We start from the raw sequence: 14,719 nt of genomic DNA, 5'->3' as shown, positions 1-14,719 counted from the left end.
GGGTCAATTTGTCGCAATGATTTCGCGGATTTCAGCAACACCCTGAAAACAATGTGGGAGCTGGCAAGCCAGCTCCCACAGGTGTTGCGGTGCAACTTCGAACCGGGTTTAGACGCCCAGGTAATCCAGGATCCCTTCCGCCGCATTGCGGCCTTCGAAGATCGCCGTCACCACCAGGTCGGAACCGCGCACCATGTCGCCACCGGCGAAGATTTTCGGGTTGCTGGTCTGGTGCTTGTACTGACCTTGCTCGGGCGCAACGACGCGGCCCTGGCTGTCGGTCTGGATTTCGAACTGTTCGAACCACGGCGCCGGGCTCGGGCGGAAACCGAACGCGATGACCACGGCGTCGGCCGGGATGATCTCTTCGGAGCCCGGGATCGGCTCGGGGCTGCGACGGCCACGGGCATCTGGTTCGCCGAGACGGGTCTCGACCACCTTCACGCCTTCGACCTTGTCCTCGCCGACGATGGCGATCGGCTGGCGGTTGTAGAGGAATTTCACGCCCTCTTCCTTGGCGTTCTTCACCTCTTTGCGCGAGCCGGGCATGTTCGCTTCGTCACGACGATAAGCGCAGGTCACCGACTTGGCGCCCTGGCGGATCGACGTGCGGTTGCAGTCCATCGCCGTGTCGCCGCCACCCAGCACCACGACCTTCTTGCCCTTCATGTCGACGAAATCTTCCGGCGACTTTTCAAAGCCCAGGTTGCGGTTGACGTTGGCGATCAGGAAATCCAGCGCGTCATAAACGCCCGGCAGGTCCTCACCGGCAAAACCGCCCTTCATGTAGGTGTAGGTGCCCATGCCCATGAACACGGCATCATATTCGGCGAGCAGTTGCTCCATGGTCACGTCCTTGCCGACCTCGGTGTTGAGTCGGAATTCGATGCCCATGCCGGTGAAGACTTCGCGGCGATTGCTCAGCACGGTCTTCTCAAGCTTGAATTCGGGGATGCCGAAGGTCAGCAGACCGCCGATTTCCGGGTTCTTGTCGAACACCACCGGGGTCACGCCGCCGCGCACCAGCACGTCGGCACAACCGAGGCCCGCCGGGCCCGCGCCGATGATCGCGACACGCTTGCCGGTCGGTTTGACCTTGGACATGTCCGGGCGCCAGCCCATGGCGAACGCGGTGTCGGTGATGTACTTCTCGACCGAACCGATGGTCACCGCGCCGAAACCGTCGTTGAGGGTGCAGGCACCCTCGCACAGACGATCCTGCGGACACACACGGCCGCAGACTTCCGGCAGGGTGTTGGTCTGGTGCGACAGCTCGGCGGCCTGGAGGATGTTGCCCTCGGCCACCAGCTTCAGCCAGTTCGGAATGAAGTTGTGCACCGGGCACTTCCACTCGCAATACGGGTTGCCGCAACCCAGGCAGCGGTGGGCCTGGTCGGCCGACTGCTGGGGTTTGAACGGTTCGTAGATTTCCACGAACTCTTTCTTGCGTTGACGCAACAGTTTCTTCTTCGGATCCTTGCGCCCGACATCGATGAACTGGAAGTCGTTATTCAGACGTTCAGCCATTGTTAAAACCTCATCAAACTCTTCAGGCGCATATCACTGCGGGTTGGCACGGGTGCTGGAAAGCAACGACTTCAGGTTGGCAGCCTTCGGCTTGACCAGCCAGAAACGGCGCAAGTAGTCATCGAGGTTCTCGGCGAGTTCACGACCCCACTCGCTGTCGGTTTCCGCGACGTACTCGTTCAGCACGTTCTGCAGGTGGCTGCGATAGGCTTCCATCGCCTCGCCGCTGATCCGCTGGATTTCCACCAGTTCGTGGTTGACCCGGTCAACGAAGGTGTTGTCCTGGTCGAGCACGTAGGCGAAACCGCCGGTCATGCCAGAGCCGAAGTTGTAACCGGTCTTGCCCAGAACGCAGACAAAACCACCGGTCATGTACTCACAGCAGTGATCGCCAGTGCCTTCCACGACCGTGTGGGCACCGGAGTTGCGCACGGCGAAACGCTCGCCTGCGGTGCCGGCGGCGAACAGCTTGCCGCCCGTGGCGCCGTACAGGCAGGTGTTGCCGATGATGGCGCTTTCCTGAGTTTTATAAACGCTGCCCTTCGGCGGCACGATGGTCAGCTTGCCACCGGTCATGCCTTTGCCGACGTAGTCGTTGGCGTCGCCTTCCAGGTACATGTTCAGACCGCCGGCGTTCCACACGCCGAAGCTCTGACCGGCAGTGCCCTTGAAGCGGAAGGTGATCGGCGCTTTCGCCATACCCTGGTTGCCGTGCTTGCGCGCGATTTCGCCGGAGATCCGTGCGCCGATCGAACGGTCGCAGTTGCAGATATCCAGATCGAACTCGGCGCCGCTGAGGTCGTTGATCGCCGATGTCGCCATCTCGACCATTTTCTCGGCCAGCAGGCCCTGGTCGAAGGGCGGGTTGCGCTCGACACCGCAGAACTGAGGCTTGTCCGCCGGGATGTGATCGCTGCCCAGCAGCGGAGTCAGATCCAGGTGATGCTGCTTGGCGGTCTGGCCTTCGAGGACTTCCAGCAGATCGGTACGGCCGATCAGCTCTTCGAGAGAGCGCACGCCCAACTTGGCCAGCCACTCACGGGTTTCCTCGGCGACGTAGGTGAAGAAATTCACCACCATGTCGACGGTGCCGATGTAGTGATCCTTGCGCAGCTTCTCGTTCTGGGTCGCGACGCCGGTGGCGCAGTTGTTCAGGTGGCAGATACGCAGGTATTTGCAGCCCAGCGCGATCATCGGTGCAGTACCGAAGCCGAAGCTTTCGGCGCCGAGGATCGCTGCCTTGATCACGTCGAGGCCGGTTTTCAGGCCGCCGTCGGTCTGTACCCGAACCTTGCCGCGCAGGTCGTTGCCACGCAGGGTCTGGTGGGTTTCGGCCAGGCCGAGTTCCCACGGAGCGCCGGCGTATTTGATCGAGGTCAGCGGCGAAGCACCGGTGCCGCCGTCGTAGCCGGAGATGGTGATCAAGTCCGCATAGGCCTTGGCCACACCGGCGGCGATGGTGCCGACGCCCGCTTCAGCCACGAGTTTCACCGAAACCAGCGCCTTCGGGTTGACCTGTTTCAGGTCGAAGATCAGCTGCGACAAGTCTTCGATCGAATAGATGTCGTGGTGCGGCGGTGGCGAAATCAGGGTCACGCCCGGCACTGCGTAACGCAGCTTGGCGATCAGCCCGTTCACTTTACCGCCAGGCAGTTGCCCGCCCTCACCCGGTTTGGCGCCTTGGGCGACCTTGATCTGCAGCACTTCGGCGTTGACCAGGTATTCCGGGGTCACACCGAAACGGCCAGTCGCGACCTGCTTGATTTTCGAGCTCTTGATGGTGCCGTAGCGCGCCGGGTCTTCGCCGCCTTCGCCGGAGTTGGAACGCGCACCGAGGCGGTTCATGGCTTCGGCCAGGGCTTCGTGAGCTTCCGGCGACAGGGCGCCCAGCGAGATACCGGCGGAGTCGAAGCGCTTGAGCACCGATTCCAGCGGCTCGACTTCACTGATGTCCAGCGGCGTGTCGAGAGTCTTGACCTTGAACAGGTCGCGGATCATCGACACCGGACGGTTGTCCACCAGCGAGGTGTATTCCTTGAATTTGGCGTAGTCGCCCTGCTGCACGGCGGCTTGCAGGGTGTTGACCACGTCCGGGTTGTACGCGTGATATTCGCCACCGTGGACGAACTTCAGCAGACCGCCCTGCTGGATCGGCTTGCGCGGACTCCAGGCTTCGGTGGCCAGGGCTTTCTGTTCGGCTTCGATGTCGACGAAACGCGCACCCTTGATGCGGCTCGGCACGCCGCGGAAGCTCAGGTCGCAGACTTCTTCGGACAGGCCGATGGCTTCGAACAGTTGCGCACCGCGGTACGAGGCGATGGTCGAGATGCCCATCTTCGACAGAATCTTCAACAGACCTTTGGTGATGCCTTTGCGGTAGTTCTTGAACACCTCGTAGAGGTCGCCCAGCACTTCACCGGTCCGGATCAGGTCGCCCAGCACTTCGTAGGCCAGGAACGGATAGACCGCCGAGGCGCCGAAACCGATCAGCACCGCGAAGTGATGCGGATCGCGTGCGGTGGCGGTTTCCACCAGGATGTTGGAGTCGCAGCGCAGGCCTTTTTCGGTCAGGCGGTGGTGCACCGCACCGGTGGCCAGCGAGGCGTGGATCGGCAGTTTGCCCGGGGCGATATGGCGGTCGCTCAGGACGATCTGGGTACGACCGGCACGCACGGCTTCTTCAGCCTGATCGGCGACGTTGCGGATCGCCGCTTCGAGGCCGACGCTTTCGTCGTAGTTGAGGTCGATGATCTGCCGCTCGAAACCCGGGCGATCGAGGTTCATCAGCGAACGCCACTTGGCCGGGGAAATGACCGGCGAGCTGAGGATCACGCGCGAAGCGTGCTCCGGCGATTCCTGGAAGATGTTGCGCTCGGCACCGAGGCAGATCTCCAGCGACATCACGATCGCTTCACGCAGCGGGTCGATCGGCGGGTTGGTCACCTGCGCGAACTGCTGACGGAAATAGTCGTACGGCGTGCGCACGCGCTGGGACAGCACGGCCATCGGCGTGTCGTCGCCCATCGAGCCAACAGCTTCGTAGCCTTGCTCGCCAAGCGGACGCAGTACCTGATCGCGCTCTTCGAACGTGACCTGATACATCTTCATGTACTGCTTGAGCTGATCGACGTCGTAGAAAGCCGAACCGTGATCGTTGTCTTCCATGGTCGCCTGGATGCGCAGGGCATTCTTGCGCAGCCATTGCTTGTACGGATGACGGGATTTGAGACGGTTGTCGATCGCGTCGGTGTCGAGGATCTGCCCGGTTTCGGTGTCCACGGCGAAGATCTGGCCCGGGCCGACACGGCCCTTGGCAATCACGTCTTCAGGCTGGTAGTTCCAGACGCCGATTTCCGACGCCAGGGTGATGAAACCGTTCTTGGTGGTGACCCAGCGTGCCGGGCGCAGACCGTTACGGTCGAGCAGGCACACCGCGTAGCGACCGTCGGTCATGACCACGCCGGCCGGACCGTCCCACGGCTCCATGTGCATCGAGTTGTACTCGTAGAACGCACGCAGATCCGGGTCCATGGTTTCGACGTTCTGCCACGCTGGCGGAATGATCATCCGCACGCCACGGAACAGGTCGATGCCGCCGGTGACCATCAGTTCGAGCATGTTGTCCATGCTCGAGGAGTCGGAACCGACACGGTTGACCAGCGGGCCGAGCTCTTCCAGATCCATCAGATCGTTGGTGAACTTGGTCCGACGGGCCTGGGCCCAGTTGCGGTTGCCGGTGATGGTGTTGATCTCGCCGTTGTGGGCGAGGAAGCGGAATGGCTGAGCCAGCGGCCATTTCGGCAGGGTGTTGGTGGAGAAGCGCTGGTGGAACACGCAGATCGCGGTTTGCAGGCGCTGGTCACCCAGGTCCGGATAGAACGCGGCCAGGTCGGCCGGCATCATCAGGCCTTTATAGATGATGGTCTTGTGGGAAAAGCTGCAGATGTAGTGGTCGGTGTCAGCGGCGTTGGCCACCGACGAACGACGACGGGCGCTGAACAGCTTGACCGCCATGTCCTGATCGCTCAGGCCTTCGCCGCCGATGTACACCTGCTCGATCTGCGGCAGGCGCTCAAGGGCCAGGCGGCCGAGGACGCTGGTGTCGATCGGCACTTTGCGCCAGCCGATCAGTTGCAGGCCTTCGGCCAGGATCTCGCGGTTCATGTTCTCGCGAGCGGCTTCGGCCTTGGCCGGATCCTGATTGAAGAAGACCATGCCCACGGCATATTGCTTGGGCAGCTCGACGCTGAAGGTTTCCCGGGCAATGGCACGCAGGAACGCGTCGGGCTTTTGAATCAGCAGACCGCAACCGTCACCGGTCTTGCCGTCGGCATTAATCCCACCGCGGTGGGTCATGCAGGTCAGGGCCTCGATGGCCGTTTGCAAAAGGGTATGACTGGGCTCGCCCTGCATATGGGCTATCAGGCCGAAACCGCAGTTATCCTTGAATTCATCTGGTTGGTACAGACCTGCTTTCATAGACACTTTCTCACCAGGCTGCCTCTTACCGAGGCAAATTTCTTTTCAATTCAACCACTTGCTTGCCGCGCCGAACGTACGCCGGCTTTGCGGGGGCAAAAGGGTGGTCATTGTACACAGCGACACAGAGGCTCACAAATTTGACGACGAAATGTCGCAAATTCATGTCGCATTTGTGAAAGGTTTAAAGCGATCTGCTGTGCTAGTCAAAACTTTTTTAATTTTGACCGCAACGACTCAAAGACTACTGTGACGCAGACACCACAAGGCACGCGGCCCGTAAGGGCGGCGCGCACTTGTAGAAATTTTGAGGTGCTTGGAGAGGCGGCCTGGGTAAGGCCGCCGAATCTTCAGCGAGTTGTTGCCAGTTCCTGTTGGACGCTGGCGACAGTGCGAGGCCAAGGTTTACCAGCCTGAACCTTCGCTGGCAAGGCCTTGATGGCAGAAACGGCTGCATCACGATTGGCGAAGTTGCCGTAGGTGATCACGTAGAGAGGCTTGCCGTTGAGGACTTTCTTGAAATAACGGTACTCGCCGCCCTGCTCCTTGACGAAGTTTTGCGCGGTCGCTTCGGAGCTGGTACCGAGGATCTGCACCACGTAGTTGCTGGTCGGCTGACCGGCGTACCAGCTGCCACCGGCAGCCTTGGCGACGGTGACCGGCTTCTCGGCCGGCTTGGCGGCGGCAACAGGCTTGGCAGGCGCCGGAGCCGGTTTGGCCGCTGGAGCTGCCGGAGCAGGCTTGGCGGTAGCGACCTGGGTCGGCGCCGGGGTCGGCTTGGCCGCCGGGACAGGAACCGGAACTGGCGTAGGAGCCGGACCGGCCTGAACGCCCGCGGGTGGCGCGGTAGTGGTTACGGTCGGTGGCGTGCTGCTGGAGCCTTCGACCGGCACACCGTCGTCGCCTTCAGTGATGCCCCCAGCGGCTTCAGCCAACGGACCGCGCATCACCGGCTGCGAGTTGCCGACCAGCGGCAGCGGCATCGGCTGGGTATTGCCGTTGAATTCGACGGACGGCGCGCCCCCCGCCTGCGGCGTACCCTGGCCCAAGGGCAGTTGCGCCTGCTCGTTGGCCGGCGCACCGGTGGTCGGTGCCTTGTTGCGACCCGGCATCAGCCAGGCGGCAGCGACCGCGACCACAACGACGGCGGAAATCGCCAATACGTGTTTCTTCGGCATGTTGAACCCCATACTTGGACGCTTGACCGCTGAGCGGCTGGCAATCATGACTTCGATCAGAGCATCGCGAGCAACCTGGTTGATGTTGCCCGGCCAACCCTCGGAGCTTTCGTGAATATCAGAGATCTGATCCGCGGTGAAAAGTTCGACACCCCGGCCGGCGCCTTCAAGCCGCTGGTCGAGATACTCGCGGGTTTCTTCTTCGGTGTACGGCTGCAATTCGATGACGTGGAAGCGCTCTTCCTCAAGGTGCAAAGCCTCGAGCTGGGCGATCAGCGACGACTCACCGAACAGGAACACATGCGGACGACCCTCCGGCGCCCCGGCACCCAGCGCCATCAGGGCTTCAAGCGCGGATTCGTCGAGCTGCTCGGCATCGTCCACCAACAGATAGACTTCCTGCCCCGTCAGCGCCAACTGTACGACCTGATCAAGGATCGCCCCGACCTCGGCCTGCGCTACGTCCAGCGCCTGGGCGATCTGGCGCAGCACACCGGCTGCATCGCCGGCGCCACGGGCGGAAACGACGACGCTCTGCACCGATTGCTTGTTGGTACTGGCAACCAGCGCCTGGCGCAGCAGGGTCTTGCCGCTGCCCTGCGGGCCAGTGACCACCAGCAGCAACTGACTGTAACGAGCCAAGTGATGCAGTTGACCCAGCACCGGCTTGCGCTGGGCCGGGAAGAATTTGAAGCCCGGCACCCGCGGTGCGAAAGGGTCGTGACTTAACTGGAAATGGCCGAGGAACGCCTCGTCGGCATGCAAACTAGTCATCGGAATCTTATTAACCTTTAAGCTGAGCCAGAGCGCGGTAATCCGCTCCCAGCGTGGCCTGTAGAACCTCTTTCGGATAATCGTCGGTCACCACCGCTTCGCCCATCCGGCGCAGCAGCACCAGGCGCAAGCGACCGTCGATCACTTTTTTGTCAATTGCCATGTGTTCAAGAAAATCGGCTTCGGTCATCTCTTCCGGCGGAATCACCGGCAGACCGGCACGCTGGAAAAGACGGATGCCGCGATCACGCTCCTGCTCACTGATCCAGCCCAGGCGCGCGGACATTTCCAGCGCCATCACAGTGCCAGCGGCGACCGCTTCACCATGCAACCAGACACCATAGCCCATGTGGGTTTCGATGGCGTGGCCAAAGGTGTGGCCGAGGTTGAGCGTGGCCCGTACGCCGGTTTCCTTCTCGTCGGCCCCGACCACCGCAGCCTTGGCGGCGCAGGAGCGTTCGATGGCATAGGTCAGGGCCGCTTGATCCAGCGCACGCAGGGCGTCGACGTTGTCTTCGAGCCAGGTCAGGAACGGCTCATCGCAGATCAGACCGTACTTGATGACCTCCGCCAGGCCGGCCGACAGCTCGCGCGATGGCAGGGTTTTCAGGGACGCGGTATCGATCAGCACCACATTCGGCTGATAGAACGCGCCAACCATGTTCTTGCCCAGCGGATGGTTGATCCCGGTCTTGCCGCCCACCGAAGAATCGACCTGGGACAGCAGCGTGGTAGGGATCTGGATGAAATCGACGCCGCGCTGGTAGCAGGCGGCCGCGAAACCGGCCATGTCGCCGATCACACCGCCACCGAGGGCGATCACCGTGGTGCGGCGGTCATGACGGGCGGTCAGCAGGCCGTCGAAGATCAATTGCAGGGTTTCCCAGTTCTTGAAGGCTTCGCCGTCGGGTAGCACCACGGAAACCACCGAAAACTGCGCCAGGCTGCGGGTCAGACGTTCGAGGTAGAGCGGCGCAACGGTCTCGTTGGAGATGATTGCCACTTGCCGCCCATGGATATGCGGGGCCAGCAGTTCTGGCTGGTCCAGCAGTCCCTCGCCAATGTGAATCGGGTAGCTGCGCTCGCCTAGGTCGACCTTGAGTGTCTGCATGTGTCCCCACAGTGAAGATGGAAGCAGGCGTCCTGCCCTGAATTATTGGTTGTCTGCGGCCTATAGCGGGTATGACGCCGCTCGCTCGCCATCCGCCACAACCTCGGCGGGCTGTAACAGGACGCCGAGGATAGCGCATTTCGAGCGATGCTTTAACGGGGCGGAAGCTGCGCCAGGCGGTCGAGAATATCGAGCACGACCATGCGCGGTGGCCGCTCGTCGGTTTCCACCACCAGATCGGCGATTTCCCGATAGAGCGGATCACGGATCGCCAGCAGATCGCGCAAGGTTTTTTCCGGATTGGCGGTGCGCAGCAACGGCCGGTTGCGGTCGCGAGAGGTGCGGCCGACTTGCTGTTCGACGGAGGCGTGCAAATACACCACCCGCCCGCCCTCGTGCAGGGCCTTGCGGTTGGCATCACGCATCACCGCGCCGCCGCCGGTCGCCAGCACCACGCCGTCGAACGCGCACAGCTCGGCGATCATCGCCTGCTCACGGTCACGAAAGCCGGGTTCGCCTTCCTTGTCGAAGATCCACGGAATATTGGCGCCCGTGCGCAGTTCAATTTCCTTGTCGGAATCCTTGAACGGCAGGCGCAGCTCTTTGGCCAGTAATCGGCCGATGGTGCTTTTTCCAGCCCCCATCGGTCCTACAAGAATCAAATTTCGCACAGAATCAACGACTCACAGCAATCGCCTGGTTATTCATGATACGCGGAGTGAGAAATACCAGCAGCTCGGATTTTTTCTCCGAAACCACATCACGCCGGAAAAGGCGGCCAAGATACGGCACATCGCCAAGAAATGGCACCTTATCTACGACCTTGCTTTGAGTATTTGAGAAAACGCCCCCGATCACGATGGTCTCGCCGTCGTTCACCAGCACCTTGGCATTGACCTCGTTTTTCTTGATCGGCGGTACATCCTGCACTTTGTTCAGGTAGTCCGGTTCGTCCTTGGTGACCTTGACCTCCATGATGATGCGGTTGTCCGGGGTGATCTGTGGCGTCACTTCCAGCGACAGCGACGCCTCCTTGAAGGACACCGACGTAGCGCCGCTGGAGCTGGCTTCCTGATACGGAATCTCGGTGCCCTTGAGGATCTTCGCGGTTTCCTTGTCGGAGGTGACCACCTTGGGCTGCGAGACGATTTCGCCGTTGCCGGTCTTCTCCATCGCGGTCAGCTCAAGGTCGAGCAAGACGTTATCGGTGATGAACGCGATGCCGATCCCGGAGGTGTTGTTGACCGTACCCATGTCGACGAACGGCGAGTTGGTGCTGGTGCTGCCCGGCGTGCCGATGGTGGTCGAGGAACCGTTGCTGACCCCGGAAGTGTTCCAGTTGCCCTTGTTCTGGATCGAGCCGCCCCAGCGCACGCCCAGGCTCTTGTCGTAATCGACGTTGGCCTCGACGATCCGCGCCTCGATCATCACCTGACGCACCGGAATATCCAGCTGCGCCACAATCCGCCGCAGTTCGTCGAGGCGATCCTGAGTCTGGTAGGCAATGATGTTGTTGGTCCGCTCATCGACGGTGATCGAACCCCGCTCGTCGACCTTGGCCTCGGCACTGGTGACCGACTGGAACAGCTTGGCGATGTCCGCAGCCTTGGCGTAGTTCACTTGCAGCAGCTCGCGGCGCAGCGGGGCCAGTTCGGCGATCTGTTTCTGCGATTCCAGTTCCTGCCGTTCGCGGGCGGCGATTTCATCGGCCGGCGCCACCAGCAACACATTGCCGACCTTGCGCTTGTCCAGGCCTTTGGTCTTGAGCACCAGATCCAGCGCCTGATCCCACGGCACGTTCTGCAGGCGCAAGGTGATCCCGCCCTGCACCGTATCGCTGGCCACCAGATTGAGGTTGGTGAAGTCGGCGATCAGTTGCAGCACCGAACGCACATCGATGTCCTGAAAGTTGAGAGAGAGCTTTTCGCCGTTATAGCTGTTGCGGTCGGCGTTGCGCTTTTGCAGGTCATCGACGGTCAACGGCCGGATGCTGACGGTCAGCTTGTTGTCGGTCTGGTAGGTGGAATAGTCGAACGTACCGCTGGGTTCGACGGTGATCGTCGCCCGATCACCGCTGACGCCGGCATTGACGAACTGCACCGGGGTGGCGAAATCCTTGACATCAAGGCGCACCCGCAGCGGTTCGGGCAGTTGGGTACGGGCGAAATTGAGGATGATCTTGCCGTCGTGCTCCTGAATGTCCGGGGCGATAGCCGGGTCGGACAAGTCGATGACCACATTGCCCTCACCCGCCGTGCCACGCTGGAAATCCACGCCGCGAATGGCTCTGGCGGTCGGCGCAAACGTGCGGACCGGCGCTGCCGCCGGTGCCGCACGCGGTGCACGAGCCGCCGTACGCGGTGCCGCGATTTTGCTGCCCTGCCCGACCACCACAAACACCGTATTGCCTTCGACCCGGGTGTCGTACGGCGCCAGTTGCGTCAGGCTGATGATCAGCCGCGTCCGGTTATTCGCCTCGACCACCGTGGCCGTACGGGCATTGCCACTGCCCAGGTCACGAGTCTTGCTCGCCAGCTGACTGGCAACACCCGGCAGATCGAGGGCGATCCGCGCCGGCGAATCGGTGGTGTAGCCTTTGGGCTGCGGAGGTGGGCCGTCGAACGACAGCTTCAGCTCGACCCGGTCGCCCGGCAGCGCCGCGACGTCCAGCGCCTTCAGATTGGCTGCCTGTACCATCGGCGAAAGCAGCGCTATCCATAGCGAGAAACCGAGGGTGGAGAAAATCCTGTTCATTGTTCGACTTCCACTTATGAGTGCTCTTTCAAAGGAATGGTGCGCGGCCGCTCAAGCCAGGCGCCCTGGCCATCCGGAACGATTTCCACCACATCGACCTGTGAAGCGCTGATTGCAACGATGCGCCCGTCGTTGCGGCCCAGGTAGTCACCAACCTTGAGCCGATGAACCCCGCCCGCCCCCCGCAGCAAAGCGAAGGAACCGGAGGCGTTGGCAATCGTGCCGACCATTTCAAACTGCTCGATGTTGAAACCTTCGAGGTATTGCTTGACCCGGTTGGGATCGGGTTTCACGTCGCGCGAACCGTGTTTCTGCCCGGCCAGATCGACCCGCAACTGGCGCGAAAACGGACTGCGCAGATTGGCGGCGCTGTAGGTGAACGTCGGGTAGGAGCGGAAGGTCGGAGTCGGCTCGATCTTGCCCGGTGGACGCAGGCGCACTTCATTCATGTAGGCGTCGAGGTCGCTGAAGTCATCGCCGCCGCAGCCACCGAGCACCAATAACAATGCCGACAAGGCGATAAAACGGATCGGGCTCATTTCTGCAGCCCCTTGTCGTTATAGCGGTAGGTCTTGGCGAGAATGCTCATGCGCAACTTCGGCCCGCCTTCGGGATTGGCCGGCGCCAGCTCGAAATCGTGCAGGGTGACGATCCGTGGCAGCCCGGCCACGCCGCTGACGAAGGTGGCAAGGTCGTGATAGGCCCCGGTCACGGTGATCTGGATGGGCAGCTCGATGTAGAACTGCTGGGTGACCTCCGGCAGCAGTTTGATCTCTTCGAATTCAAGACCGCTGCCCAACCCGGTACGGGTGATGTCTTCCAGCAACCCTGGCACCTCGGTGTCACTGGGCAGTTGCCGCAACAGCACGCCGAACGAGTTTTCCATCTCTTTCATCTGCTGGGTGTACAGCTCCAGATTGGCCGCCATGTGCGCCTTGCTCGCGAATTGCTCCTTGAGGGTGACCTCCTCCTCACGCTTGAGCTCGAGCTGGCTCTCCAGGTCACTGATGTAAAAGTTATAGCCAAGCGCCAGGACCAGCACCATCAACAGCCCGCCGGCCAGACCTTTGACCACTGGCGGCCAGGAGCCGATGTTGCTGGTGTCGAGGTCGTTGAAATCGACATTGCGCAGGCTGTCCAGCCACTCTGACGGCTTCATTGGTCGTCCTCCTCGAGCCGGGGTCGAGTCTGGCGAACGGTCAGCTGAAAGACGTTGGCCTGATCCACCTGGCCAGCGGTGGTGGCTTTCACTTCATTGAGGTTGGGCGCGTCGAACCAGTCGGAGGCATCGAGGTTGCGCATCAGGTCGGACACCCGATTGTTGGACTCCGCCGCGCCGCTGATCGACAGGGTCTTGCCGACCATTTTCACGTCGGTGAAATACACCCCGTCGGGCAAGGTGCGCGCCAGCTGATCGAAGATCCGCCCGCTGATCTGCCGGTTGCCCTGCAAGTCCTGGATGATGCGCATGCGCTCCACCAGTTGCTGGCGATGGGCCTTGAGCTCGCTGATCTGTTTGATCCGCTCGTCGACCACGGCGATCTGCTTGCCGATGTAGTCATTGCGCGCGACCTGCCGGGCGATGGCGGCGCTGATGATCTGGTCGGCAATGAGTACCGCCCCCACCGAACCGACCACCACACCGGTCAAGGCCAGCAGGAAGCGTTTGCGCCGTTCTTCGCGACGCTCCTCGCGCCAGGGTAAAAGGTTGATCCGCGCCATCAGTCGAAACTCCTGAGCGCGAGCCCGCAGGCAATCATCAGGGCCGGCGCGTCGCTCGCCAGGGCCCCGGCGTTGACCTTGCTGCTCAAGGCCATGTCGGAAAACGGGTTGGCAACCTGGGTCGGAGTGTTCAGGCGCTCTTCGATCAGCCGGTCGAGGCCGGGCACCGACGCCGTGCCGCCGGCCAGCAGAATGTGGTCGACGGCGTTGTACTGGCCGGAGGCGAAAAAGAACTGCAGGGAGCGCGACACCTGCTGCACCAGCGCCTCGCGAAACGGTTGCAGCACCTCGCTGACGTAGTCGTCCGGCAGGCCGCCCTGCTTCTTGGCGAGCCCCGCCTGCTCAAGGGTCAGGCCGTAACGGCGCTGGATTTCCTCGGTCAGCTGTCGGCCGCCGAACAGTTGTTCGCGGGTATAGATGATCCGGCCATTGTGCAGGACGCTGAGGGTGGTCATGGTGGCGCCGATGTCGACCACCGCCACCGTCAACCGATCCTGGGACGCGGCCAGTTGCGTGGCCAGCAGGCCGAACGAACGTTCCAGTGCGTAGGCTTCGACATCCACCACCCGCGCGGTCAGCCCGGCGAGAGCGAGCGCCGCTTCGCGGACTTCGACGTTTTCCTTGCGACAGGCGGCCAGCAGCACGTTGACCCGCTCGGGGTTGCGCGGCGAAACGCCCTGGACTTCGAAGTCGATGGCGACCTCGTCCAGCGGATAGGGAATGTATTGATCGGCTTCGATCTTGAGCTGGTTTTCCAGCTCGTCGTCGGACAGTCCGGCGTCCATCTCGATGACCTTGGTGATCACCGCAGATCCAGCCACCGCCACCGCCACGGTTTTCAGCCCGGTACGCGCCTTGACCAGCACCCGGGACAGTGCCTGGCCGACGCCCTCGAGTTCGGCGATGTTCTTTTCGACCACGGCGTTCGCCGGCAACGGCTCCACCGCATACGCCTCGACCCGGTAGCGCTCCCCCTGACGGCTCAGCTCCAGCAGCTTCACCGACGTGGAGCTGATGTCGATCCCCAGTAACGTATTGGCCTTTTTATTGAAGAGTCCTAGCACTACCAATTCCCTATGACTTTCCGTGAGTTACGGACTCTGTAATGCGCATTGCGTTCCCTCGCCCCGTCTTGACAGAAGCGCAAATGACGCCCCCAGCGGAAAAGTGCTTA

Annotated in this window: 10 protein-coding genes; all 10 read right to left on the bottom strand. The window is 61.8% G+C overall.

Features of this window, described 5'->3' with window-relative positions; all coding sequences use genetic code 11:
- Window positions 1–108: 108 nt before the first annotated feature.
- The 10 genes from QLG12_RS27115 to QLG12_RS27070 all read right to left on the bottom strand — a co-directional run bounded on the left by QLG12_RS27115 (window position 109) and on the right by QLG12_RS27070 (window position 14,609).
- Window positions 109–1,527 (bottom strand): FAD-dependent oxidoreductase, encoded by a 1,419-nt coding sequence (locus tag QLG12_RS27115; protein ID WP_007909438.1) that lies wholly within the window; start codon window positions 1,525–1,527, stop codon window positions 109–111.
- 33 nt (window positions 1,528–1,560) lie between these two features.
- Entirely contained in the window at window positions 1,561–6,006 is a 4,446-nt protein-coding gene (gltB, locus tag QLG12_RS27110) for a glutamate synthase large subunit (RefSeq protein WP_282475537.1), read from the bottom strand.
- Between the two features lie 350 nt (window positions 6,007–6,356).
- Entirely contained in the window at window positions 6,357–7,958 is a 1,602-nt protein-coding gene (locus QLG12_RS27105; RefSeq protein WP_197869306.1) for an AAA family ATPase, read from the bottom strand.
- A gap of 10 nt (window positions 7,959–7,968) precedes the next feature.
- Window positions 7,969–9,069 (bottom strand): 3-dehydroquinate synthase, encoded by a 1,101-nt coding sequence (aroB, locus tag QLG12_RS27100; RefSeq protein WP_282475536.1) that lies wholly within the window; start codon window positions 9,067–9,069, stop codon window positions 7,969–7,971.
- A gap of 152 nt (window positions 9,070–9,221) precedes the next feature.
- Complete coding sequence (aroK, locus tag QLG12_RS27095; RefSeq protein WP_011332081.1) at window positions 9,222–9,740, bottom strand: shikimate kinase AroK; 519 nt, start codon at window positions 9,738–9,740, stop codon at window positions 9,222–9,224.
- Between the two features lie 4 nt (window positions 9,741–9,744).
- Window positions 9,745–11,823 carry a type IV pilus secretin PilQ gene (gene pilQ / locus QLG12_RS27090; RefSeq protein ID WP_197869307.1) on the bottom strand — a complete coding sequence of 693 codons (2,079 nt, stop codon included), beginning with the start codon at window positions 11,821–11,823 and terminating at the stop codon, window positions 9,745–9,747.
- Window positions 11,824–11,837: 14 nt separating this feature from the next.
- On the bottom strand, window positions 11,838–12,362 hold the full coding sequence (locus QLG12_RS27085; RefSeq protein ID WP_197869308.1) for a pilus assembly protein PilP: 525 nt from the start codon (window positions 12,360–12,362) through the stop codon (window positions 11,838–11,840).
- Window positions 12,359–12,982, bottom strand: a complete 624-nt coding sequence (gene pilO, locus QLG12_RS27080) for a type 4a pilus biogenesis protein PilO (protein WP_282475535.1) — start codon at window positions 12,980–12,982, stop codon at window positions 12,359–12,361. The genes QLG12_RS27085 and pilO overlap by 4 nt, the downstream gene beginning before the upstream one ends.
- Window positions 12,979–13,545: a PilN domain-containing protein gene (locus QLG12_RS27075; protein WP_011332077.1), complete on the bottom strand. Its 567-nt coding sequence runs from the start codon at window positions 13,543–13,545 to the stop codon at window positions 12,979–12,981. The genes pilO and QLG12_RS27075 overlap by 4 nt, the downstream gene beginning before the upstream one ends.
- Window positions 13,545–14,609 carry a pilus assembly protein PilM gene (locus QLG12_RS27070; protein ID WP_085746416.1) on the bottom strand — a complete coding sequence of 355 codons (1,065 nt, stop codon included), beginning with the start codon at window positions 14,607–14,609 and terminating at the stop codon, window positions 13,545–13,547. Before QLG12_RS27070 ends, QLG12_RS27075 begins: the two co-directional genes overlap by 1 nt.
- Window positions 14,610–14,719: the final 110 nt, after the last annotated feature.

Origin of the sequence: Pseudomonas sp. V88_4 (genome assembly GCF_029967985.1) — a bacterium.
Classification (GTDB): Bacteria; Pseudomonadota; Gammaproteobacteria; order Pseudomonadales; family Pseudomonadaceae; genus Aquipseudomonas; species Aquipseudomonas glycinae.
The sequence above is the reverse complement of the archived record's forward strand: the minus strand, read 5'-3'. Positions and strand labels throughout refer to the sequence as shown.